Origin of the sequence: uncultured Tateyamaria sp., assembly GCF_947504105.1 — a bacterium.
GTDB lineage: Bacteria > Pseudomonadota > Alphaproteobacteria > Rhodobacterales > Rhodobacteraceae > Tateyamaria.
Genome location: NZ_CANNGP010000002.1, coordinates 15,921 through 37,072 on the forward strand (window position 1 = coordinate 15,921; position 21,152 = coordinate 37,072).

The 21,152-nt window shown below is 61.4% G+C and carries 25 protein-coding genes; 12 read left to right on the forward strand and 13 right to left on the reverse strand.

Translation table 11 applies throughout. The features are described 5' to 3' along the window. The first annotated feature begins 9 nt into the window (after positions 1 to 9). A complete protein-coding gene (locus Q1A75_RS01650; RefSeq protein WP_299553047.1) occupies positions 10 to 951 on the forward strand; it encodes a DMT family transporter in 942 nt (313 codons plus the stop codon). 29 nt (positions 952 to 980) lie between these two features. Here Q1A75_RS01650 and Q1A75_RS01655 read toward each other — a convergent pair whose 3' ends face one another. From Q1A75_RS01655 to Q1A75_RS01665, 3 genes are all read right to left on the reverse strand, one after another. Further along, on the reverse strand, positions 981 to 2,537 hold the full coding sequence (locus Q1A75_RS01655) for an alkaline phosphatase D family protein (protein WP_299553044.1): 1,557 nt from the start codon (positions 2,535 to 2,537) through the stop codon (positions 981 to 983). Positions 2,538 to 2,653: 116 nt separating this feature from the next. Next, positions 2,654 to 3,007: a nuclear transport factor 2 family protein gene (locus Q1A75_RS01660; RefSeq protein ID WP_299553042.1), complete on the reverse strand. Its 354-nt coding sequence runs from the start codon at positions 3,005 to 3,007 to the stop codon at positions 2,654 to 2,656. A gap of 1 nt (position 3,008) precedes the next feature. Continuing rightward, positions 3,009 to 3,875 carry a branched-chain amino acid aminotransferase gene (locus tag Q1A75_RS01665; protein WP_299553039.1) on the reverse strand — a complete coding sequence of 289 codons (867 nt, stop codon included), beginning with the start codon at positions 3,873 to 3,875 and terminating at the stop codon, positions 3,009 to 3,011. A 150-nt stretch (positions 3,876 to 4,025) separates the two neighbouring features. On the opposite strand from Q1A75_RS01665, the gene Q1A75_RS01670 reads away from it, so the two are divergent. Genes Q1A75_RS01670 through Q1A75_RS01700 form a run of 7 tightly spaced genes read left to right on the forward strand, consistent with a single transcriptional unit; the run spans position 4,026 to position 9,943 of the window. Continuing rightward, positions 4,026 to 4,538: a MarR family transcriptional regulator gene (locus Q1A75_RS01670; protein ID WP_299553036.1), complete on the forward strand. Its 513-nt coding sequence runs from the start codon at positions 4,026 to 4,028 to the stop codon at positions 4,536 to 4,538. Next, on the forward strand, positions 4,535 to 5,236 hold the full coding sequence (locus tag Q1A75_RS01675; RefSeq protein WP_299553033.1) for a response regulator: 702 nt from the start codon (positions 4,535 to 4,537) through the stop codon (positions 5,234 to 5,236). The genes Q1A75_RS01670 and Q1A75_RS01675 overlap by 4 nt, the downstream gene beginning before the upstream one ends. Positions 5,237 to 5,239: 3 nt before the next feature. Beyond that, on the forward strand, positions 5,240 to 6,178 hold the full coding sequence (locus Q1A75_RS01680) for a histone deacetylase family protein (RefSeq protein ID WP_299553030.1): 939 nt from the start codon (positions 5,240 to 5,242) through the stop codon (positions 6,176 to 6,178). Next, positions 6,175 to 6,417: an exodeoxyribonuclease VII small subunit gene (locus Q1A75_RS01685; protein WP_299553027.1), complete on the forward strand. Its 243-nt coding sequence runs from the start codon at positions 6,175 to 6,177 to the stop codon at positions 6,415 to 6,417. The genes Q1A75_RS01680 and Q1A75_RS01685 overlap by 4 nt, the downstream gene beginning before the upstream one ends. A 3-nt stretch (positions 6,418 to 6,420) precedes the next feature. After that, positions 6,421 to 7,287 carry a polyprenyl synthetase family protein gene (locus Q1A75_RS01690; RefSeq protein WP_299553024.1) on the forward strand — a complete coding sequence of 289 codons (867 nt, stop codon included), beginning with the start codon at positions 6,421 to 6,423 and terminating at the stop codon, positions 7,285 to 7,287. Between the two features lie 7 nt (positions 7,288 to 7,294). After that, the gene (gene dxs / locus Q1A75_RS01695) at positions 7,295 to 9,223 is read left to right on the forward strand and encodes a 1-deoxy-D-xylulose-5-phosphate synthase (RefSeq protein ID WP_299553022.1); all 1,929 of its coding nucleotides are present in this window, start codon (positions 7,295 to 7,297) and stop codon (positions 9,221 to 9,223) included. A 60-nt stretch (positions 9,224 to 9,283) separates the two neighbouring features. Further along, positions 9,284 to 9,943, forward strand: coding sequence for a hypothetical protein (locus tag Q1A75_RS01700; RefSeq protein ID WP_299553019.1), 660 nt, complete (start codon positions 9,284 to 9,286; stop codon positions 9,941 to 9,943). On the opposite strand, the gene Q1A75_RS01705 is transcribed toward Q1A75_RS01700, so the two are convergent. Further along, a complete protein-coding gene (locus Q1A75_RS01705; protein ID WP_299553016.1) occupies positions 9,928 to 10,521 on the reverse strand; it encodes an exopolysaccharide biosynthesis protein in 594 nt (197 codons plus the stop codon). The genes Q1A75_RS01700 and Q1A75_RS01705 overlap by 16 nt on opposite strands. Continuing rightward, positions 10,518 to 11,372: an SDR family oxidoreductase gene (locus tag Q1A75_RS01710; RefSeq protein WP_299553013.1), complete on the reverse strand. Its 855-nt coding sequence runs from the start codon at positions 11,370 to 11,372 to the stop codon at positions 10,518 to 10,520. Before Q1A75_RS01710 ends, Q1A75_RS01705 begins: the two co-directional genes overlap by 4 nt. 75 nt (positions 11,373 to 11,447) lie before the next feature. Here Q1A75_RS01710 and Q1A75_RS01715 point away from each other — a divergent pair, with 75 nt between their 5' ends. Next, on the forward strand, positions 11,448 to 12,074 hold the full coding sequence (locus Q1A75_RS01715) for a class I SAM-dependent methyltransferase (protein WP_299553011.1): 627 nt from the start codon (positions 11,448 to 11,450) through the stop codon (positions 12,072 to 12,074). Here Q1A75_RS01715 and Q1A75_RS01720 read toward each other — a convergent pair. Together Q1A75_RS01720 and dapD are read right to left on the reverse strand one after the other, a co-directional pair. Further along, a complete protein-coding gene (locus Q1A75_RS01720; protein WP_299203517.1) occupies positions 12,071 to 12,412 on the reverse strand; it encodes a hypothetical protein in 342 nt (113 codons plus the stop codon). The two genes, Q1A75_RS01715 and Q1A75_RS01720, sit on opposite strands and share 4 nt — an antisense overlap. Then, positions 12,405 to 13,232, reverse strand: coding sequence for a 2,3,4,5-tetrahydropyridine-2,6-dicarboxylate N-succinyltransferase (gene dapD / locus Q1A75_RS01725; RefSeq protein WP_299553007.1), 828 nt, complete (start codon positions 13,230 to 13,232; stop codon positions 12,405 to 12,407). Before dapD ends, Q1A75_RS01720 begins: the two co-directional genes overlap by 8 nt. Positions 13,233 to 13,352: 120 nt before the next feature. Between dapD and Q1A75_RS01730 the strand changes: the two genes are divergently transcribed. Then, the gene (locus Q1A75_RS01730) at positions 13,353 to 14,195 is read left to right on the forward strand and encodes a TIGR00730 family Rossman fold protein (RefSeq protein WP_299553004.1); all 843 of its coding nucleotides are present in this window, start codon (positions 13,353 to 13,355) and stop codon (positions 14,193 to 14,195) included. A 55-nt stretch (positions 14,196 to 14,250) separates the two neighbouring features. Here the strand turns inward: Q1A75_RS01730 and Q1A75_RS01735 are convergent, their stop codons facing one another. From Q1A75_RS01735 to Q1A75_RS01750, 4 genes are all read right to left on the reverse strand, one after another. Then, a complete protein-coding gene (locus tag Q1A75_RS01735) occupies positions 14,251 to 14,463 on the reverse strand; it encodes a hypothetical protein (RefSeq protein ID WP_299553002.1) in 213 nt (70 codons plus the stop codon). Between the two features lie 282 nt (positions 14,464 to 14,745). After that, positions 14,746 to 15,924, reverse strand: a complete 1,179-nt coding sequence (rlmN, locus tag Q1A75_RS01740; protein WP_299552999.1) for a 23S rRNA (adenine(2503)-C(2))-methyltransferase RlmN — start codon at positions 15,922 to 15,924, stop codon at positions 14,746 to 14,748. A gap of 159 nt (positions 15,925 to 16,083) precedes the next feature. After that, the gene (locus Q1A75_RS01745) at positions 16,084 to 16,653 is read right to left on the reverse strand and encodes a carboxymuconolactone decarboxylase family protein (protein WP_299552996.1); all 570 of its coding nucleotides are present in this window, start codon (positions 16,651 to 16,653) and stop codon (positions 16,084 to 16,086) included. Between the two features lie 137 nt (positions 16,654 to 16,790). Further along, entirely contained in the window at positions 16,791 to 17,321 is a 531-nt protein-coding gene (locus tag Q1A75_RS01750) for an invasion associated locus B family protein (RefSeq protein ID WP_299553105.1), read from the reverse strand. Positions 17,322 to 17,496: 175 nt separating this feature from the next. On the opposite strand from Q1A75_RS01750, the gene Q1A75_RS01755 reads away from it, so the two are divergent. Next, the gene (locus Q1A75_RS01755; RefSeq protein ID WP_299552993.1) at positions 17,497 to 18,489 is read left to right on the forward strand and encodes an asparaginase; all 993 of its coding nucleotides are present in this window, start codon (positions 17,497 to 17,499) and stop codon (positions 18,487 to 18,489) included. Positions 18,490 to 18,508: 19 nt separating this feature from the next. Here the strand turns inward: Q1A75_RS01755 and Q1A75_RS01760 are convergent, their stop codons facing one another. Beyond that, on the reverse strand, positions 18,509 to 18,823 hold the full coding sequence (locus Q1A75_RS01760) for a hypothetical protein (protein WP_299552990.1): 315 nt from the start codon (positions 18,821 to 18,823) through the stop codon (positions 18,509 to 18,511). A gap of 113 nt (positions 18,824 to 18,936) precedes the next feature. Continuing rightward, positions 18,937 to 19,815 carry a phosphoserine phosphatase SerB gene (gene serB, locus Q1A75_RS01765; protein ID WP_299552987.1) on the reverse strand — a complete coding sequence of 293 codons (879 nt, stop codon included), beginning with the start codon at positions 19,813 to 19,815 and terminating at the stop codon, positions 18,937 to 18,939. 157 nt (positions 19,816 to 19,972) lie between these two features. On the opposite strand from serB, the gene Q1A75_RS01770 reads away from it, so the two are divergent. Continuing rightward, positions 19,973 to 21,115: a phosphoserine transaminase gene (locus tag Q1A75_RS01770; RefSeq protein ID WP_299547753.1), complete on the forward strand. Its 1,143-nt coding sequence runs from the start codon at positions 19,973 to 19,975 to the stop codon at positions 21,113 to 21,115. Positions 21,116 to 21,152: the final 37 nt, after the last annotated feature.

Consider the following 21,152-nt stretch of genomic DNA (forward strand, 5'->3'; position numbering starts at 1 on the left):
TCGGGGAGCATGCTAGCCCCCCGCACCCAAAACAAACCCGGCACCGCCATCGCTTTGAAGCTGATGGCGGTTTTTATGTTCATGGTCATGGCGGCAATGATCAAAGCCGCGACCCAAAACGTGCCCGCGGGCCAAGCGGTGTTCTTCCGGTCCCTCTTTGCCATGCCGATCATCATCGCATGGATCTGGAACACCGGTGAGGTCCGCGAGGCCCTGACACCCAAGAACCTGACGGGCCACATCTGGCGCGGGTTGTTCGGGACAACCGCAATGGCCCTCACCTTTGCCGGGTTGGCGCTGTTGCCGCTGCCCGAAGTGACGGCCATTGGCTATGCCACGCCGATGTTCACCGTCATTCTGGCGGCAATGATGCTGGGCGAACGGGTGCGCCTGTTCCGTATCTCGGCCGTCGCCCTGGGGCTGGTGGGCGTGATGATCGTGATATGGCCGCGCCTCTCAGTTGATCCGGGCGCTGCGGGCACGGCAGGCACCATCGGCGCGCTCATGGTGCTGGGCGCATCCATCTTGCGGGCGCTGGTACAGATCCACATCCGCACCTTGGTCAAGACAGAGCATACGGCGGCTATCGTCTTCTATTTCTCGCTGACCGCGACGGTCCTCAGCCTGTTCAGCCTGCCATTTGGCTGGATCATTCCATCGCGACTAGACCTGATGTTGCTGATCGGGGCGGGACTGATCGGCGGCGTCGCGCAAATACTTGTCACATCCAGCTTTCGCTTCGGCGCCGCCTCGATGCTGGCACCGTTCGACTATGCGTCTCTGATATTCGCCGCTCTGATCGGCTACGTGATCTTTTCGGAACTGCCCACATCGGCAACGGTCATCGGTGCCTCGCTGGTTGTGCTGGGCGGGGCCATCATCCTGTGGCGCGAACGGCAACTTGGCGGCGGACGCAACCGCGCACGGGCTGTGACCGACCCCAAGGGATAGCGCGCCGGATCACCCGGCGCGCCCCGGGTTCAAAGGCGAACGCCTTTCGGCTCCAGTGTGACGCTGTACAGTTCGGTATCGGCGCGATCCATCAGGCGCACCGTCATCTCCTGGGTCGCCCCATCAATGTCCACGAGGCCAAAGAATTGCAGACCGGCACTTGGCGGCAGGTTCACACCCTGCTCCTCGGTCGGAGCTTTCACAAATTTCACTTCCGGGCCAAAGGTGCCGTCCAGCGCGTTCGGACCAAACGTCCCCGCATGCAACGGGCCCGACACGAACTCCCAAAACGGGTCGAAATCGCTGAATTGCGCTTTGTTAGGGTCGTAGTAGTGCGCGGCGGTGTAGTGCACATCGGCGGTGAACCACACCGTGTTGGACACGTTTGCCGTCTTGATGAAGCGCAGCAGTTCGGCCACCTCCAACTCGCGCCCCTTGGCACCCGCATCCGTGCCATCGGCAATCCCTTCGGACCCGGCCTGTTCGCGGAAGTTGTCCCAAACGATCAAGCCAATAGGCTGGTCCGCGGCGATCACTTTCCACGTGGCCGTGCTGTTCGCCAACTCGCGTTTCAACCACGCCATCTGCTCGGCCCCGATCACGCGCGTGCTGTCATCCAACGTGTCGCCCTGCGTCGCAGTGTTGGGTCCGCGATAGCTGCGCAGATCAAGAAAAAATACATCCAGCATCGGACCATAGCTGATCTTGCGATAGACGCGGTTCGGCTCGGACGGGGTGATGCGCAGCGGTGTCATCTCGTGGAACGCGCGGGTGGCGCGGGCCTGCAATACGTGCACCGACTTCTCGGTGTACCGGTCGTCATCCATCAGGTCCTTGCTGTCGGACCAGTTGTTGGTGACCTCGTGATCATCCCACTGCATGAAAGTCGGAACAGAGGCGTTCAGGGCCTGCACATGCGTGTCCATCATGTTGTATTTCCACTGGTCGCGGAACTCTTGCAGGGTCTCGGCCACCTTGCGCTTGGCATCGATCAGGGTGGTGTTCTGCCAAACCACAGACCCATCCTCTTCCACCGAATCTTCCATCGGGCCGTCGGCATAGACGGTGTCGCCGGAATGGATGAAGAAATCGGGTTCATGCCGGGCCATCGTGGCATAGGTCAGCATACCCTCGTCATCGATGCCCCAGCCCTGACCGGCCGTATCTCCCGACCACGCAAAGCGGATATCGCGACGCGACGCGGGCGCCGTACGAAAGCGTCCGACCAGCGGTTCAGAGGTCGTATTGATGTCCGACAGGTCCATGGCGGTGAAGCGGTAAAAGATGTCCTGATCCGACGGCAGCCCATCGACCAGGCGCTTGATCGACATATCGCTGCCCGGGATCGCATCCATCGGCGCAAGACGGCGTGCATTGGCAAAGCTTTCGGTGGTTGCCACCTCCATCTCGATCCGGGCGGGGCGGTCTGTACGGGTCCAGATCATGCCCGAGGTCGTATCGACATCGCCGGATTGGACACCATGGGTAAAGGCTGGGCGATCAGACGCGCGGCTGATCGCGGGCGCTGCAAGGAATGCGGTCGTGGTGGCCAGAAAGGCGCGGCGGGTCGGACGAATAAGTGGCATGATAAGCTCCCTGTTGGTCGAATGTTGCCAGACAACAGGGTTTGGGTGACGTTCCATTGGCAGCGATGTAACAGGACAGGCAAGTTTTTGTGACGAGCGGGAACGCGCCCAAGTCGCTAGGGTCGCCCCTGCGGCGTGTGGCACGCCGATGCTTCAACCACCAAGCCATCCGGGCCAAATCGCAACGTCTCTGCTGCCAGCACATCACGCTGGTTACGGTATGTGATCACCAGCATACCGTGTCCATGCAACACGTCCACCACCACAAAGGACAAAGCCGGTTGCGCGGCAAGCGCGCGGCCCCAATAGTCGCGCAACGCCACCTTGCCCCGCAACTCACCATACCCCACCAGACGCATCGCCTTGGCAGAGCGAAAGACCACATCCTCGCTGTAGTGGGCAAGGATGCGATCAAGGTCGTGGGAATTCCAAGCGACCTCCCATTCGATCGCGAAGGCATCGTAGTCCACGCTATGCGCGCACCATTTTTTCGTAGCCGTCCGAGATTTCGCGCGTGATCGCACCAACTTCAAAGTTGTAGTCTGCAATCTCGCCCACCGGCGTGACCTCTGCGGCGGTGCCGGTCAGCCAGCACTGCTCGAACCCTTCCAGCTCTTCGGGCATGATCACACGTTCATGCACCTTGATCTGGCGGTCTTCCAACATGCCGATGACTGTCTGCCGTGTCAGACCGTTCAGGAACACATCCGCCTTCGGCGTGTGCACCTCACCGTCTTTGACGAAGAAGATGTTTGCACCCGTACATTCGGCAACGTAGCCACGGTAATCCATGAACAACGCGTCCGAACATCCCTTGGCCTCTGCCGCGTGCTTGGACGTGGTGCAGATCATGTAAAGGCCCGCCGCCTTGGCATGAACAGGCGCCGTCTCGGGCGAGGGACGCTTCCACTTGGCGATGTCGATCTTGGCGCCCTTGTACTTGGCGTCGCCATAATAGTTGCCCCATTCCCACGCCGCGATGGCAAGGTGAACCGGGTTCTTGGCAGACGCGACACCCATGTCTTCGCCTGCGCCACGCCAGGCCACGGCCCGCACATAGGCGTCGGTCAGGCCATTCACAGTCAGCACTTCCTGCTTGGCAGCTTCGATCTCGTCCACAGTCCACGGGATCTGGAAATCCAGTTCGCCAGCCGAGTAGTGCAAACGCTCGGAATGCTTCCGGCTGAGAAATATCTTACCGTTATAGGCCCGTTCGCCTTCGAACACCGAGGACGCATAATGCATGGCATGGGTCAGAATATGGACGTTCGCCTGACGCCAGTCGACCATTTGGCCGTCCATCCAGATTTTCCCGTCGCGATCATCGTAGCCAGCCATGGCACCCTCCGAATTTGCATATGTTGCGCAATTAGGACCGATGCGGTCACAAAGTTGCGCAAAACCTGCGATTCGATAGCCCTTCACCCTTGGAATGTCAACAAGGCTGACTTAAACTGCCTCAAAAGACGACCAGAGATGGGGACGGGCATGGCCGACGGACGCGGAACTGCTACTGCGGGTGGAGAGAACCTGCTTTTCCTGACGGATGAACAATTGCGTCAGGGGATCGAGGCGATGTTCTTTGCCTATCGCGGGTTCACCGCCGACCCGGATCGCATACTGTCGGATATGGCCTACGGCCGGGCACATCACCGTGCCATCCACTTCATCAACCGTGCGCCCGGCACAACGGTCAACAACCTGCTCAACATCCTTGGCGTGACCAAACAATCCCTGAATCGCGTTTTGCGCACGTTAATAGAAGACGGGCTAGTCGAAAGCCGGGTAGGTAAATCCGACAAACGGGAACGACACCTGCACCTGACAGAGGATGGTCGCGCGCTCGAAGGACGGCTGTCAGATGCGCAACGTGCGCGGATGCGGGCCGCTTTCCGCGACGCGGGCCCCGAGGCAGTGGCAGGCTTCCGCACCGTGCTCGAGGCAATGATGGACACCGAAATGCATCGAACCTATCAAAGACTGAAGGAGAGCGGTGCATGACTGACTTTGACACCCACCTGCTGGTCGTGGATGACGATGAGCGCATCCGCAGCCTGCTGCAAAAGTTCCTGATGCGGAACGGATTTCTGGTATCTGCGGCACGTGATGCCGCCCACGCGCGACGGGTCCTGTCCGGCCTCGATTTTGACATGATCGTGCTGGACGTGATGATGCCGGGCGAGGACGGGCTCAGCCTCTGCCGCAGCTTGCGCGAAACCCACGCCACGCCCATCCTGCTGCTGACGGCCAAGGGCGAAACCGACAATCGGATCGAAGGGTTGGAAGCGGGCGCCGACGACTACCTTGCCAAACCCTTCGAACCCAAGGAATTGCTGCTGCGCATCAACGCCATCCTCCGCCGCGTGCCTGATATCGCGCCGGAAGAGGCTGCTCCAAAAATCCTGACGCTTGGTCCGATCCGCTACGACATGGAACGGGGCGAAATGTGGCAAGGCGAAGACCTCGTGCGCCTCACGGCAACCGAAATGCAGTTGATGAAGCTCTTTTCCGCCAAACCAGGCGAAGCCATCAGCCGCGCCAAACTGGTCGAGGACCTGGGCCGCGACCGGGGGCAGGCGCAGGAACGTGCCGTGGACGTGCAGATCACACGGCTGCGGCGCAAGATCGAAAGCAACCCGAAACAACCCCGCTACCTGCAAACCGTGCGCGGCGCGGGCTACATGCTCGCACCGGATTGATCGTTGGCTACCGCTCTACTCACCCATCCCGACGGCCTCCTGCACGTCACACCCACAGGCATGCCGGAACAGGTCGCACGGCTGGACTACATCCAGCGCGCGCTCGCCGATCTCGACCTGATCCGCGTCGATCCACCGCTTGCCGATGACGCCTCCATCGCACTGTGCCACCCGCAGGACTATATCGACTTCGTGCGATCCAAGATGCCAACCGACGGCTTTGCTGGCCTCGACCGCGAAACAGACGCTGAAACCTTCCTCTCTCCCACCTCCGAAAACGCCATCTGGCGCGCGGCGGGCGGCGCAGTCAAAGCCGTGGACATGGTGCTGGACGAGGAAGTCACGAACGCTTTTGTCGCCATGCGCCCACCGGGTCACCACGCAGAACAGTCTCTACCCATGGGGTTTTGCGTTTTTGGCAATGTTGCGATCGCAGCCAAACACGCGCTTGAGGTGCACGGGCTGAATCGCGTCGCCGTGGTCGATTTCGATGTGCATCACGGCAACGGCACGCAAGCGCTGCTTCAGGACGATCCCCGCGCGCTCGTCATCACCTCGCAACAAATGCCGCTCTGGCCCGGCACCGGTCACGCCTCAGATCGTGGCCCACACGGCACCGTCCTGAACATCCCGCTTGCCCCGCACACAGACGGCAACCACGCCATCGCGGAATACGAACGGCAGGTCATCCCCGCGCTGATCAAGCATCGACCCGAGCTCATCCTGATCTCCGCCGGGTTCGACGCGCATCAGGACGACCCGCTGGCCCAACTCAACTGGACTGCAGACACCTACACCCGCCTCACCGACATGCTGACAGAAACTGCACAAGCCCTATGCAAAGGCCGGGTGGTGTCGGTTCTCGAAGGGGGCTATGATCTGGACGCGTTGGCCGCTTGCGCCCGCGCCCATGTCCAATCGCTGATAAAGGCCGCCCAATGACTGACCGCCCCGTTGACGAAATGAGCTTCGAAGAAGCGATGGCCGAATTGGAACAGGTGCTGGGCCAGCTTGAACGGGGTGATGTGGCGCTGGACGATTCGATCAAGCTTTATGAACGCGGCGCGGCATTGAAGGCCCGGTGCGAAACCAAGCTGAAAGAGGCCGAAGAAAAAGTTGCTGCCATCACGTTGGACGGTGACGGCAATCCAACCGGGCTGAAACCCGCAGGCGATCTGTAATCCATGTTCCGCCAACGGCTGACGGATGCCGCGACCGCCATTCAGGCGCGGTTCGATACCGTTCTTGGCGATCTCGACCGCGTGCCTGTGGTCGATGCCATGGCCCACGCCACCAATGGCGGCAAAAGACTGCGCGGATTCATGGTGCTGGAAAGCGCACGACTGCATGGAATAGACCCTAACAAGGCAATTTGGCCCGCATGCGCCATCGAAGCGCTGCACGCCTACTCCCTCGTCCATGACGATCTGCCTTGCATGGATGACGATGACCTGCGCCGGGGCGAACCCACGGTTCACGTCAAATGGGACGAAGCAACAGCCGTGCTTGCAGGCGACGCATTGCAAACGCTGGCCTTTCAACTTGTGACACACCACGAGGTTGGACCCGGCGATGTTCGCGCCGATCTTGCGCAATCCCTCGCCAAAGCGTCAGGCGCGCAAGGCATGGTGCTGGGCCAAGCCCTCGACATCGCGGCGGAAACCGCAGACACACCCCTGACCCTTGATCAGATCACCACCCTGCAACGCGGCAAGACCGGTGCACTGATCGAATGGTCCGCCACCGCAGGTGCGCGCATGGCCCAAGCGGACCTCACACCGCTCCTGACCTACGCTCGGGCGCTCGGCCTTGCCTTCCAGATTGCCGACGATGTGCTCGATATCACCAGCGATGCAGATACGATGGGCAAGGCCACGGGCAAGGATGCCGATGCGGGCAAGGCCACCTTCGTGTCCCTGCTTGGGCTGGACGAGGCGAAACGCCGCGCTGACCAACTCGTGACCGAAGCTTGCGACGCCTTACATGTATATAATGCGGACGCTGATACATTGCGGGACGCTGCCCGCTTTGTCGTGACGCGCAACAGCTAGAGAGCCAATGTCAGACCGCCCCAACACCCCGCTTCTCGACACCGTGCACCGCCCCGCGGACCTGAAACGCTTTTCAGACGCGCAACTCCGGCAAGTCGCTGACGAAGTGCGCGCCGAAACGGTGTCTGCCGTGTCCGTGACAGGTGGGCACCTTGGCGCAGGGCTTGGCGTGGTCGAATTGACCGTGGCCCTGCACGCCGTGTTCGATACACCGCGCGACAAGCTGGTGTGGGATGTGGGCCACCAATGCTACCCCCATAAAATCCTGACCGAACGGCGCGACCGCATCCGCACCCTGCGCATGAAGGACGGGCTGAGCGGGTTCACCAAGCGCAGCGAGTCGCCCTATGACCCGTTTGGCGCTGCCCATTCCTCGACCTCGATCAGCGCCGCCTTGGGTTTTGCCGTCGCGCGTGACCTTGGCGGTCAGCCGCCCGAAGGGTCCGGCGATGCGATTGCCGTGATCGGCGACGGGTCGATGAGTGCGGGCATGGCCTATGAAGCGCTGAACAACGCGGGCCACCTGGGCAAACGCCTGTTCGTGATCCTGAACGACAACGAAATGTCGATCGCCCCGCCCGTCGGCGCAATGTCGTCCTACCTGTCGCGGCTCTACGCCCAAAACCCGTTCCAGGACCTCAAGGCGGCGGCCAAGGGTGCCGTAAGTCTGTTGCCAGAACCCTTCCGCGAAGGGGCCAAGCGCGCCAAGGACATGCTCAAGGGCATGGCCGTCGGTGGCACATTGTTCGAAGAACTGGGGTTCAGCTACCTCGGCCCCATCGATGGGCACGACATGGACCAACTGCTGCCCGTTATGCGCACGGTCAAGGAACGGGCCACCGACCCCATCCTGATCCACGTCCTGACGAAGAAGGGCAAAGGCTACGCCCCGGCTGAGTCTGCACGCGACAGGGGGCACGCAACCGCCAAGTTCGACGTGGTTACGGGCGAACAGAAGAAAGCGCCCAGCAACGCGCCCAGCTACACCAAAGTGTTCGCCGAACACCTGATCAAGCAGGCCGAAACGGATGACAAGATCTGCGCCGTCACCGCAGCGATGCCAGACGGCACCGGTTTGAACCTCTTTGCCGAACGCTACCCCAGCCGCTGCTTTGACGTCGGCATCGCCGAACAGCACGGTGTGACCTTCTCCGCCGCCCTTGCTGCCGGCGGGATGAAGCCGTTCTGCGCCATGTATTCGACCTTTCTGCAACGCGGCTACGACCAGGTGGTGCACGACGTGGCAATCCAACGCCTGCCCGTGCGCTTTGCCATCGACCGCGCGGGGCTCGTGGGTGCAGATGGCGCGACCCATGCCGGTGCATTTGACGTCGCATACCTGTCCAACCTGCCCGGCTTCACGGTCATGGCCGCGGCAGACGAGGCGGAACTGGCCCATATGGTCGCCACCGCTGCCGCCCATGACGACGGCCCCATCGCCTTCCGTTTCCCACGGGGCGAAGGCACCGGGGTCGACATGCCGGAACGCGGAGAGCCGCTGGAAATCGGCAAGGGTCGGATGATCCAGACCGGCAAGGGCGTCGCCCTCCTGTCCTTCGGCACCCGACTGGAAGAAGTCCAGAAGGCGGCGGAAAACCTGACGGCCAAAGGGATCACCCCGACCATCGCCGATGCCCGCTTTGCCAAACCGCTCGACCGCGACCTGATCCTAGACCTCGCCGCCAATCACGAGGCTCTGATCACCATCGAAGAAGGCGCCGTGGGCGGCTTCGGCAGCCATGTCGCCCAGCTTCTGGCCGAGGAAGGTGTGTTCGACACCGGCCTCAAGTACCGCTCCATGGTCCTGCCCGACATCTTCATCGATCAGGCCAGCCCCGCAGACATGTACGCCGTCGCAGGCATGAACGCCGAGCAAATCGAAGCAAAGGTGCTGAATGTACTTGGCGTAACGTCAATCGGCGAAGCACGCGCCTAAGGCTTGCGTGAAACAAGGGGCTTCGGCCAAGCTGCGTGTCACCAAACGTGTAGGTGACGCATGAACATCCACAGCCACCCCGTCCTGCTGTATCGCTGGGTCGTCTTCCTTCTGGCGGCGGGCTACTGCCTGCACCAACTGATCCTCGGATCATGGGGCGGCGCAGGCGGACCCTTCCGTTACCTGACCATCTGGGCGCTGTTCCTGTCGTTCTACGCCGCCAGCCGGATGCTGGCGCTCAGCGAACATCGGATCACCCGCAAGCACGAGGTGACAGCTATGTGCGCCGCCGTGCTGAACGTCATGGTCGTGTTTCTCTATTGGCGGCTCTACCTTGCCGATCCCTCGCTGGTGAATGGCGGCAATCCGATCATCTGGTGGCTTGAATACTACCTGCACGCTTTAGGTCCTGCGCTCCAGATCATCGACGCCCTGTTCATTGGGGCGGTGTTCCGCAAGGTCTGGCGGGCCGCACTGCCCCTGTTGGTCATTATCGGAGCATATGTCGCGTGGTCGGAACTGTTCGTGCAGCGGTTCAACGACAAGCCGACAGGCACCGTCACCAGCGGGCTGCCCTACCCCTTCCTCAACTCAATGGAATGGGCAGAACGGTCCACATTCTATGGCGCGAATGCAGCGATTGCCCTGGGCCTGCTGGTCGTCTTCGGCGTTGTCGGCGCGGTGCTCTACAGGGTCCGCCGCCCTCAGGCCGCCGCCTGAGCCAGCCATAAAACAGCCAATACCTGTGCGGCCACGGCAATGTGCCCGGCCAGCACGTACATCCCGTCATGCGTCAGCAAGCCAAAGGCCATCAAGGCCAACGCACCCGCGCCAAAGGACGTGACAAAGGGAAAGAACTCAAGGAATGGCCACTGTAGCGGCATGGCCATGCACAGCATCAGGGTCACAAGGCGCAGCGGATGGCGCGTCAGGATGCGCAGACGCGGATGCGAGTGACGGTCGATCCAGGCCGCGGGACGGCGCAACCATCCCGTCGCCACATGCAACCGTTCGGCCCGCACGCGCCGGTTCCGCAAGAAGGGCGGCAACCAAAGCTGTTTGCGACCCACAGCAGCCTGCAAAATCAAAGTCAGCAAGATCAGCGAAGACAAGGTGGGCATGCCCGGTATCCCGGACAGGGGTGACACCAACAGGATCGACACGATCAACACAATGGGCATGATCGACTGTTCGCCAATCGCGTCCAGGATGTCCTGAACCGAAACGACCTCTCCGCGGCCAGCCTCATCAACCGCATCCAGAAGATGCGTCAGCGTGCGGGGATCGTCACCAGTCATTCCGATTGCTTCAGCAAGGCCGTCAATCCAACCTTGTATGCCGGGTACAACAGTTTCACGCCCAGCTCGTCCTTGATGCGATCGTTCCGCACCCGCTTGCTTTCAGCATAAAAGCTGCGGGCCATCGGCGTCATCTCGGCGGTCTCAAAGTCTTCGGCTGGTGGGGTCGGCAGGCCCAAAAGCTGCGCCGCATATTCAATAACATCCTGCGGCGGGGCCGGATCATCGTCGCACACGTTATAGGCCGCACCCGGCGCAGGCTGTGCAATGGATGCCGCGACAATCTGGGCAATGTCCTCCACATGGGTGCGCGAAAAGACCTGGTTCGGCTTGATGATGCGCCGCGCCGTGCCCGCCCGTACCTTGGCAAAGGGGCCGCGCCCCGGACCATAAATGCCAGCCAGACGAAAGATGTGCACTGGCAATCCAGGTATCGCCTGCCACGCCGCTTCCGCATCCTTGCGCCACTGACCTCGACGGGTGGAGGGGCTTAGCGGCGTGTCTTCGTCCACCCATTCCCCGCCATGATCGCCATAAACGCCAGTGGTCGACAAATAGCCGACCCACTCCAACTGATCCGCACGGTCACGTATCTGGTCGCCAACTGCGCGCAAGACCGGATCACCCTCGGCATCCGGCCCCGCCGAAATCAGCAGATGCGTCGCGGACCTGATCGCATCACTCACATCATCACCGGGAAAGATCAGCGGCTCCACACCCATCGTGGTCAAAGCCGCGGCCTTGTCGGCGCTTCGGGTGGTCCCGATCACCCGCCAACCCAGTGGGATCAGCAGTTCTGTCAGTGCCTTGGCGGAATAGCCGTGGCCAAAAGAAAGCAAAGTCTTCGTCATGCCCCATAGGTGGCGCGCACGCGGGCTGCACACAAGCCCCTTGCAAAGCATGTCGCAGGCCCGCCTAATCACCAGATGGCAGATGATCCTTCCCTCGACAGCGCCTATGCGCTCGAAACGCCCGAGGACTCGGTGCAGCTCTATTCCGCTTGGGCAAACACCTACGACAGCGATTTTGCCCAAAACAGTGACTATATCCTGCATGAACAGGTGGCGCGGCACTTCGTGAACACCGGTGGGTTCGGGCCGGTTTTGGACGTAGGCGCAGGCACGGGCCTGTGCGGCGCAGCGCTGGCCGCGCGTGGGACTGAACCAATAGACGGGACCGATATCTCAGCCGACATGCTGCAGATGGCAGCGGCCAAGGACATCTACCGCACAACGCGCGTTGAAAACATACTTGAGGGCTTGGACACACCTGACGGTCCGTATCAGGGAGCCATCAGCTCGGGCACCTTCACCAACGGGCATGTAGGACCGGAAGGGATCGACGCGGTCATCGCAGCGGTGCGTCCGCGCGGCTGGATCGTTCTGTCAGTGAACGCACAGCACTTCACGGCGTCCGGGTTCGACGCAAAACTGACCGTGTTAGAGCCTGATATCGAAGACCTCAGCCTAACCGAGGTTCCCATCTACGGCCCCGACGCCACCGGCGACCATGCACAGGACACAGCACTTCTGGTGGCGTTCCGCCGCGCCTAGTCCTTGTCGAAAAACGGGGTGACCTGCGCGACGATAACGGCATTTTCGTCCAGCGCCCGCTGCATCAACGCCCGTTCTTCACCGTCAATCTCATGCCCTTCGGCCAACCGCTCATCCAGCGTGCCATAGCCGGTCACATCCAGCGGCGCGGTATCGGCTTGTTTGAGCAAGGCGACGGTCTCGCGCACCGCCTCCGCCTCGTCCACACCGCTGGCAAAACACATCAGCGCCGCCCCGGTCGCGCCATCAGGCAGACCATCACCGTCCTTGCGCCCGATCTGCACCAGCAGGGTAAAGACCTGCTGGGGCTTCTTTGGCTTTTTGGGCTTATCAGTCACGCAACAGCTCGTTGATCGACGTCTTGGACCGGGTCCGCTCGTCCACGCGCTTGACGATGACAGCACAGTACAGGTTGATCCCGTTCTTCGATGGCATCGACCCGGCGACCACAACAGAGCCGCTTGGCACTTCGCCATACATCACCTCACCGCTTTCACGGTCCACGATCTTGGTCGACTGGCCGATGAACACGCCCATGCCCAGAACCGAGCCCTCGCGCACGATGCAGCCCTCGACCACTTCGGACCGCGCCCCGATGAAGCAGTTGTCTTCAATGATGGTCGGCCCGGCCTGCATTGGCTCCAACACGCCGCCGATGCCCACGCCACCCGACAGGTGCACGTTCTTGCCAATCTGCGCGCAGGACCCGACGGTCGCCCATGTATCAACCATGGTGCCCTCGTCCACATAAGCGCCCAGGTTCACAAAGGACGGCATAAGCACCACACCCGGTGCGATAAAAGCGGACTTGCGCACAACACAGTTCGGCACGGCCCGGAAACCGGCCGTCTTCCACTGGGTGTCGCCCCAGCCTTTGAACTTGCTGTCGACCTTGTCCCACCAGCCGCCGCCTTGCGGACCGCCATCCTGCTGTTCCATGTCCTTGATGCGGAAGCCCAGCAGCACAGCCTTCTTGGCCCACTGGTTCACATGCCAGTCGCCGCTGTCCTGCTTCTCAGCCACGCGCAGGCTGCCGCTGTCCAGCGCATTCAGCGTGTCTTCGATGGCCTCGCGCGTCTCACCCGTGGTGGCGGGCGTGATGGTGTCGCGGGCGTCCCACGCGGCTTCGATGGCGGTTTCCAGCTGGGCGTTGGACATCGGAATCTCCCCTGATTGATCGCGGCGCTTAGACAACAATCCGTGCCCCCATGCAATCATATCTGGGCAATGCCCCTATGGCACGCTACGCCTAGTCGAAGCCTGACAGGAGCAAACAGAATGAAAGACGACCACCGCAGCCCGTTCCGTGACGCATACACAGACCGCAAGGCGGCCGAAGGCGCGCCCGACACACCGCAAACCCGGTCGCCTGCGTACCCACTGGCCTTCGCGGACTCTGAATTCCTGTGTCGGGACGAACTGCGCCCCGTCCGGCTGCAGCTGGAATTGCTCAAGCCCGAGATGATGATGAATGAACAGGGGATTGAATCAACAATCGTCCTGTTCGGCGGCGCACGCATCCCCGACCCGGTGAACAAGGACAGCGCACGCACCCAGACACTGGCCGACCTGTCGTCTTTCTATGACGAGGCGCGCAGCTTTTCCCGGCTAATGACAGAAAAGTCGATTGAAAGCGGCGGCCGGGAAAACGTCATCGTCACAGGCGGCGGCCCCGGCGTGATGGAGGCGGGCAACCGTGGGGCGGTGGACGCAGGCGGGCACTCCATCGGGCTCAACATCGTGCTACCCTTCGAACAGGCGCCCAATCACTATGTGACGCCCGACCTCAGCTTCAACTTCCACTACTTCGCCATCCGCAAGATGCACTTCCTGATGCGGGCACGCGCGATCTGTGTCTTCCCGGGCGGCTTCGGCACGTTGGACGAACTCTTTGAATCCCTCACCCTGATCCAGACAGGCCGCATGGAACGCGTGCCCTTCCTGCTGTTCGGCAAGACGTTTTGGGAGAAGATCATCAACTGGGATGCGCTGTCAGACGCCGGCACGATCTCGGCCGACGATCTGGACCTGTTTCGCTTCGTGGACAGCGCGCAAGAAGCGATGGACGTGATCGACAACTGGGGGCCGACAGACAAGCGGGGCGAAGTCCCCGGTCGGTAGCGGTGGCCCAAATCTGGCCGCGCGACACGCGACCAACATCAAGGGTGTCTTGCGATCAGGCGGCCAGTTCGGTGGGCAGTTTGCACACGGCCACACGATGCGGCAGCGTTTCGACCACGTCACCAGCTTCGGTTTCACGGATGCCATAGCCGTACCCGGCCAGACGGTGTTTCCACTCCCGGCGCGACAGCGCCTGGCTGCGCTCACGGCTCACAAGGTCCAAGACCTGCGCTTCGACAAAGCCGTCCTGTGCAAAAATCATCGACATAACGGTCACTCCATTTCCTTTTCCCTGAGCCTGTCATGCACGCGCACCATGGCGCCATTGGCGCGCAAACGGGAAAAGATTGTGGCCATTTCGCGAACAGTTACACGTATACGTTGTCAGAAACGCCATGTTTTTCGGCAGTTCAGCGGTCCAACACGCTCCGATAAGCACCGCTTTGGAAACAAAGATGGGCGCCGTGACTCATCTGGGTCGGAACAACATCAATGGCTCCACCGCGCATTTGCTGGGCGATCCGGGTGGCGCACCCAGCAAATGATCGGGTTAGCTGGTCAGCCCGGCCTCGGCCGCGATCTCTTTCCGGCTTTTGCGCGCACGTTCCGTTGCGGACTTCAACTGACCGCAAGCCGCCAGAATGTCCTCGCCCCGCGGGGTGCGGATCGGGCTTGCGTAGCCCGCGTTGTAAATAATGTTGGCAAAGGCGCGAATGCGATTGTTCGACGACCGCTTATAGGGCGCGCCGGGCCATTCGTTGAACGGGATCAGGTTCACCTTGGCCGGAATACCCTCCAGCAGCTTCACCAGCCGATGTGCATCGGCGTCCGTGTCGTTCACACCATCCAGCATCACGTATTCAAACGTGATCCGTTCGGAATTGCGGCCACGCGGATAGGCTTTCAAGGCCTCAAGCAGCGCCTCGATATTCCAGCGCTTGTTGATCGGCACCAGCGTGTTCCGCACATCATCGGTGGTGGCATGGAAAGACACGGCAAGCTGGCAGCCAATCTCGTTCGCGGTGCGCTCAATCTCCGGCACGACGCCTGACGTACTCAACGTGATCCGACGACGGGACAACTGGATGCCCTCCTCGTCCATGCAGATCTTCATCGCATCACGGACGTTCTCAAAATTATAGAGCGGCTCGCCCATGCCCATCAGCACGATGTTCGACAACAGCCGCGTCTCGTCCTTGGGCGCGCCGGGCACCGGCCACTCATCCAGATCATCGCGCGCCATCATCACCTGGCCCACGATCTCCGCCGATGTCAGGTTGCGCACCAGCTTTTGCGTGCCGGTATGGCAGAACGAACAGGTCAACGTACAACCCACTTGCGAGCTCACACACAACGTCCCGCGATCTTCCTCGGGAATGTAGACGACCTCGACCTCGTGCCCACCGGCAATACGGACCAGCCACTTGCGGGTGCCATCGACACTCACCTGCTTCGACACAACCTCGGGGACCTCGATGACGAACGTTTCGGCCAACTCGGCGCGATAGACCTTCGACAGGTTGGTCATCGCATCAAAATCACGCACGCCCCACTGATAGATCCATTGCCAGATCTGCCCAACGCGCATCTTGGCCTGCTTTTCCGGCGTGCCGTGGGCGATCAACACATCCCGCAATTGCGGACGGGTCAGACCAACAAGATTCACAGGTCCCTCCGGCAGTTTCCGGGGGATCGTCAAAACATCCTGCGTGATCGGCGCGTCAGCCATGGCTCTATCCATCATTGGGGTGATGCGCCCCTATATAGGAAAAGCCGGGGCAATCAAAAGGATTCGCCCAAATGAAAAAGAGCAGCGGCCCAAACCACTGCTCTTTCTTCTGGCGTGAAAAACCTCGGGGGTCTGGGGGCTGGCCCCCAGTCCGACATCTCACTCGGCAGCGACCGTTGTCTTCGGTTCCCACGCAAACGGGGCAAAGGCCGCATCGGTCGGGGTCTCAAACAACGCATTGGTGAAGTTCGACATCACTTTCTGCGCATAGATCAGAACGGTGTCGAGGATCGCGCGCTCGCCATAACCCGCCGCCTCAAAGGCCGCGATGGCGTCGGCACCCGGGCGCCCATGGCTGTCGCGGATGGCAAGGGTGAAGGTGCGCAAAGCGTCCAGCTTAGAGGGCAGCGGTGTTTCGTCCCGCAGGGCGTTCACGACATCCTCGTCGATCTTTTCCATCTTCGCGATGCCCGTATGTGCAGGCACACAATAATGACAGGCATTGGCCACGTTCACAGTCATCCAAACCACGGTGCGCTCTTCGGGGGTAAAGGCGGTGCCATTGATCGCAAGACGGTGCAGATGCTGATACCCTTCCAGCAAGCCTGGGCTTTCGGCCATAACACCATGCAGGCTTGGCAAGCGACCAAAGGCCTTGATCGAGTTTTCCAGCAGCGGTTTCGACGCGTCGGGGGCGGTATCAAGCGTGTGGACAGTGGTGGCAACCATGGTGATCTCCTTTATGCGTTGGCTCGCCCTTGGAGATATTAAGGTACCGTACAGTTCCAAACTGCGGAGATAGCCAAAGGGGCCGTGCATCCCTGCACAGCCCCTCTCGGTCTTGTGAATTGCAATTGCGCGGATGCTCAGCCGCCGCAGCGCCCCTCGGCATCTTCGATGGCGGCGGTAAAGCCAAGCAGGGAAAACGTATCCTTCGTCGTGGTGCCCCTGCTGGAAACCCCGGTAACGATCGCGTCGGCGCCGCGCTTCATTGCCGTGACAATCTTTGCATCGTCGGCGGCAGTCGCCGGCCACGCCCACTCACCTTCGGTGAACAGTTCAAACTCGTTGCCACTGATGTTCACGTTGACGGTCGACCCGGACCGGAACGGATAGCCGCCGGTAAAGGCCACCTGGCCCTTGGCTTCCGCACTGGGGCGATAAAACACCATCAGCAGAATTTGCCCGCGTGTGGCCGCCACAACGCGCCCCTCGCGGGTATTTACCACTTCCTTGGGCGTCGCCACACCCCAGCATTCTGTCGGGTTGTCCTCGACGAATACGCTCCAATCGGTTTTTGCCGCCACACGGTTTGTGCTTTGATCCTGCGCAACTGCCACACCCGCAATAAGCGAGAGTGCGCCGACCAAACCGATAACTGTCTTCCTAAATGCCATAACCACAGCCTCCAAGCTGTCCGAAACCTCAATACCTGCACCGTCCCCGGGCGCGCCGTTTTCAGCGCATTCTCTTGCAAGGGCGGCGTTTCTTCTCGACAAGTGGCACATTAGCGCGAAACGCGCGACGCAGGAAAGAATAATTGGCAGGAAATCGCCAAGAAGTGAGGGAAAGATGACGCATCCTGCCCATGGGGCGGTCACACTGGCCGAAATCTGGCGCGGAGCCTTCTTGGAAAGCGCGCATCAGGGGCATGCTGTGGTCTGTGACGACAGCGGCCAGATCGTCGAGGCATGGGGTGTGCCCGAAACGGTCGTGCTGCCCCGCTCATCCGCAAAAATGATCCAGGCCCTGCCGCTGCTGGAAAGCGGCGCGGCCGCGGCACACGACCTGACAGCCGAACACCTTGCACTGGCTTGTGCCTCACATCAGGGCGCACAAGTGCACACTGACAAGGTGGGCGCGTGGCTGTCTGCCATCGGATGCGCCGATGACGACTTCAAATGCGGCCCACAGGCCTCGCGCGACACCGACATACGCAACGCGATGATCCGCACCAACGAAAGCCCTTGTCGCATCCACAACAACTGCTCCGGCAAACACACCGGCTTTCTTACGCTGTCCAAGCACTTGGGCGCAGGCCCCGATTATGTCGACCCCGACCACCCGGTCCAAAAGGCGTGCCTTGAGGCGTTCGAACGCACCACGGGCGAAACCTCTCCCGGCTACGGCATTGACGGTTGCTCGGCCCCCAACTTCGCCTGCACACTGCACGGCATGGCCCGCGCCATGGCCCATTTTGCCAGCGCAGACACAGACAGCGCCGAAGGGCAGTTGCGCCACGCCATGGGGGCCCACCCCGACCTCGTCGCGGGCGAAGGACGCGCCTGCACCCGCCTGATGCGCGCCATGGACGGAAAGGTCGCGATCAAGACCGGGGCCGAAGGGTTTTTCGTCGCGATTCTGCCAGAGCAAAAAATGGGCGTCGCGCTCAAAATCACGGACGGCGCCACCCGCGCCGCCGAATGCGCCATCGCGCAAATCCTCGTAAGGCTGGGCGCGCTAAATCCGAACCATCCCGAGGCACTCGCCTACACCAGCGCACCCATCCGCAATTGGGACGGTTTAGAAACTGGCCACATGCGCGCCGCACCCACCCTACTCTAGGGCGGACGACACGTCCGCCTTACATCTCAACAATCGGCGCGACCTCGATCGAGCCGGATCCGTTAGCAACAATCGGGCACCCCTTCGCCATCTCGCAAGCAGCTTCAGGCGTGTCTGCCCGCACAATGGTGTAACCGGAAATGGGATTAGCCCCGCCATCACCAGCCACACCCGCATCGGTCACAGTCATCGACTGCCCCACCGGGTTGCCACCGTTTACAACGGCGCCTCCCATATCCTCGAACCACTTCCCCCAAGCCGCCATGGCCTTCTCACCTTCTTCCGGCGTCTCGGGAATCGTCCCTCCATGATAGGCAAAAATGAAATCCGGCATCCCCGGTCCCTCCCTGTTGGCTGAACCCAGACTACCACGATTCGTGGCATACCGTTTCTTCTGACTGCAAATACGACGGGGTGAGGCCGCAAGGCCGAGGGGCAGAGCCCCTTTCAAACGCCTACAAATTCAGACCGCGCATAGCCCTGAAGGTACAATAGAGCCGTCAGATCTCCGAAGTTCACCCGCACATCGCATTGTGCCGCCACAGCAGGTTTTGCGTGCAATGCCACGCCCAATCCAGCACGCCCCAACATCTTGAGGTCGTTGGCCCCATCACCTACGGCCAGCACATCGTCCTCCGAAAGACCCAGGCGTGCGGTAATCTCTTCCAACGCATCCACCTTGGCCTGCTGCCCCAGGATCGGCACACCAACCTCACCCGTCAGCACACCGCCTGTGGCCAACAACGTATTGGCCCGGTTCTCATCGAACCCCAACTTGGCCGCAACAGCCGCGGTAAAGGCGGTAAACCCACCCGACACCAGCGCGGCATAAGCCCCATGCGCCTTCATGGTCGCCAACAAAGTCGGGCCACCGGGCATCAGGGTAATGCGCTCCTCCAACACCTGACCAATCACGTCTTCAGGCAAATCCTTCAGCAACCCGACCCGCTCCCGGATCGCGGCTTCAAAGTTCAACTCACCATTCATGGCGCGCGCGGTGATGTCCTTGACCCGGTCGCCAACCCCGGCCACATCCGCCAGCTCATCAATGCACTCCTGCTGGATCATGGTGCTGTCCATGTCCGCCAGAAGCATCTTCTTGCGGCGGCCCTCCATCGGCAGGATCACCAGATCAACACCCAGCTTCTGCACATCCGCCCAGACATCCCACCGATTGTCCGGGATGGACGGCAGGGAAAACGCCGCCGCCTCATCCACGGCCAGCCACTGCACATCGCCACCGCCCCACGCATTGCGCAGGTTGTCGATCAAGGCGGGGTCCAGCGATGGGTTGGCGGGATCCGTTAACAGGGTGCAAACAAACATGGGTCCGTTTCCGATACGCGACGCAGATGTCGCAAATAAATGTTCAAGCGGCGCTATAGCTCCGCATTCCCGGTTGCACCACCCCGCCTGCACCCGTAAATGCGGCGGTGGGACACCCTTCCCCAACGAAGGGCGAATATCTGTAAGGATAACATCAATGGCTACCACTGCTCCGGCCACGCGGCCGGCAAATCCGCATTTTTCCTCTGGCCCTTGCGCCAAACCCCCCACCCATACCCTGACCGCTCTGGCCGACGCGCCTCTTGGCCGCTCGCACCGTGCCGCCGAAGGCAAGGCGAAGCTGAAGCAAGCGATCGAAGAGACGCGCGAGATCCTCGGCGTCCCCGCTGACTACAAGATCGGCATCGTACCCGCCTCCGACACGGGCGCCTATGAAATGGCGATGTGGTCGCTCTTGGGCGAACGGCACGCCGAAATGGTCGCTTGGGAAAGCTTCGGCGCGGGCTGGGTCACGGACGTGGCCAAGCAGTTGAAAATCGAACACACCGTTCACACCGCCGACTATGGGCAGATCGTGGATATGGCCGCCCTGAATTACGACCACGATGTCTGCTTCACCTGGAACGGCACCACGTCGGGCGTGCGGATGGCAAATGGCGACGCGATCCCGGCGGACCGCGCTGGCCTCACGCTCTGCGACGCAACCTCCGCCGCCTTCGCGATGGACCTGCCCTGGGACAAGCTCGATGTCACGACATTCAGCTGGCAAAAGGTGCTGGGCGGCGAAGCGGCCCACGGCATGCTGATCCTGTCCCCGCGCGCCGTTGCCCGACTGGAATCGTACACGCCCGTATGGCCGCTGCCCAAAATCTTTCGGCTGACCAAGGGCGGCAAGCTGATCGAGGGGATTTTTGTTGGCGAAACCATCAACACACCGTCGATGCTGGCGGTTGAGGATTACCTCTTCTCCCTGAACTGGGCGCGGTCCGTCGGTGGCCTGCAAGGGCTGATCGGGCGCGCCGAGGCGAACGCGCGAGCGGTCTGGGATTTTTGCGATCAACATGACTGGATCGACAACCTGGCTGTCGACCCCGTGACGCGGTCGACCACCTCCGTCTGCCTCAAGTTCACCGACGGCCGGATCACCGACGGGGCCCCCTTCGCCAAGGCCATCGCCAAGCGGCTCGCGGATGAAAACGTGGCGCTCGACATCGGCGGCTACCGCGACGCGCCTCCGGGCCTGCGCATCTGGTGCGGCGGCACGGTCGAGACAGCAGACATCCAAGCAATGCTGCCCTGGCTCGCCCACGCGTTTGAGACCGAAATCGCGGCGGGCTGAAGCCCGCCCCACCCCCATCTCCGTAGGGCGGGGTTCA

What these genes read in the sequence shown, in the direction of transcription:
- Q1A75_RS01685 (WP_299553027.1), top strand. Translation starts at nt 6,175, where the DNA reads ATGACTGACCGCCCCGTTGACGAAATGAGCTTCGAAGAAGCGATGGCC.
- Q1A75_RS01665 (WP_299553039.1), bottom strand. Translation starts at nt 3,875, where the DNA reads ATGGCTGGCTACGATGATCGCGACGGGAAAATCTGGATGGACGGCCAA.
- serB (WP_299552987.1), bottom strand. Translation starts at nt 19,815, where the DNA reads ATGTTTGTTTGCACCCTGTTAACGGATCCCGCCAACCCATCGCTGGAC.
- Q1A75_RS01650 (WP_299553047.1), top strand. Translation starts at nt 10, where the DNA reads ATGCTAGCCCCCCGCACCCAAAACAAACCCGGCACCGCCATCGCTTTG.
- Q1A75_RS01745 (WP_299552996.1), bottom strand. Translation starts at nt 16,653, where the DNA reads ATGGTTGCCACCACTGTCCACACGCTTGATACCGCCCCCGACGCGTCG.
- Q1A75_RS01705 (WP_299553016.1), bottom strand. Translation starts at nt 10,521, where the DNA reads ATGACTGGTGACGATCCCCGCACGCTGACGCATCTTCTGGATGCGGTT.
- Q1A75_RS01655 (WP_299553044.1), bottom strand. Translation starts at nt 2,537, where the DNA reads ATGCCACTTATTCGTCCGACCCGCCGCGCCTTTCTGGCCACCACGACC.
- Q1A75_RS01675 (WP_299553033.1), top strand. Translation starts at nt 4,535, where the DNA reads ATGACTGACTTTGACACCCACCTGCTGGTCGTGGATGACGATGAGCGC.
- Q1A75_RS01730 (WP_299553004.1), top strand. Translation starts at nt 13,353, where the DNA reads ATGAAAGACGACCACCGCAGCCCGTTCCGTGACGCATACACAGACCGC.
- Q1A75_RS01750 (WP_299553105.1), bottom strand. Translation starts at nt 17,321, where the DNA reads ATGGCATTTAGGAAGACAGTTATCGGTTTGGTCGGCGCACTCTCGCTT.
- Q1A75_RS01710 (WP_299553013.1), bottom strand. Translation starts at nt 11,372, where the DNA reads ATGACGAAGACTTTGCTTTCTTTTGGCCACGGCTATTCCGCCAAGGCA.
- Q1A75_RS01770 (WP_299547753.1), top strand. Translation starts at nt 19,973, where the DNA reads ATGGCTACCACTGCTCCGGCCACGCGGCCGGCAAATCCGCATTTTTCC.
- Q1A75_RS01760 (WP_299552990.1), bottom strand. Translation starts at nt 18,823, where the DNA reads ATGCCGGATTTCATTTTTGCCTATCATGGAGGGACGATTCCCGAGACG.
- dxs (WP_299553022.1), top strand. Translation starts at nt 7,295, where the DNA reads ATGTCAGACCGCCCCAACACCCCGCTTCTCGACACCGTGCACCGCCCC.
- Q1A75_RS01715 (WP_299553011.1), top strand. Translation starts at nt 11,448, where the DNA reads ATGGCAGATGATCCTTCCCTCGACAGCGCCTATGCGCTCGAAACGCCC.
- Q1A75_RS01670 (WP_299553036.1), top strand. Translation starts at nt 4,026, where the DNA reads ATGGCCGACGGACGCGGAACTGCTACTGCGGGTGGAGAGAACCTGCTT.
- dapD (WP_299553007.1), bottom strand. Translation starts at nt 13,232, where the DNA reads ATGTCCAACGCCCAGCTGGAAACCGCCATCGAAGCCGCGTGGGACGCC.
- Q1A75_RS01755 (WP_299552993.1), top strand. Translation starts at nt 17,497, where the DNA reads ATGACGCATCCTGCCCATGGGGCGGTCACACTGGCCGAAATCTGGCGC.
- Q1A75_RS01690 (WP_299553024.1), top strand. Translation starts at nt 6,421, where the DNA reads ATGTTCCGCCAACGGCTGACGGATGCCGCGACCGCCATTCAGGCGCGG.
- rlmN (WP_299552999.1), bottom strand. Translation starts at nt 15,924, where the DNA reads ATGGCTGACGCGCCGATCACGCAGGATGTTTTGACGATCCCCCGGAAA.
- Q1A75_RS01700 (WP_299553019.1), top strand. Translation starts at nt 9,284, where the DNA reads ATGAACATCCACAGCCACCCCGTCCTGCTGTATCGCTGGGTCGTCTTC.
- Q1A75_RS01735 (WP_299553002.1), bottom strand. Translation starts at nt 14,463, where the DNA reads ATGTCGATGATTTTTGCACAGGACGGCTTTGTCGAAGCGCAGGTCTTG.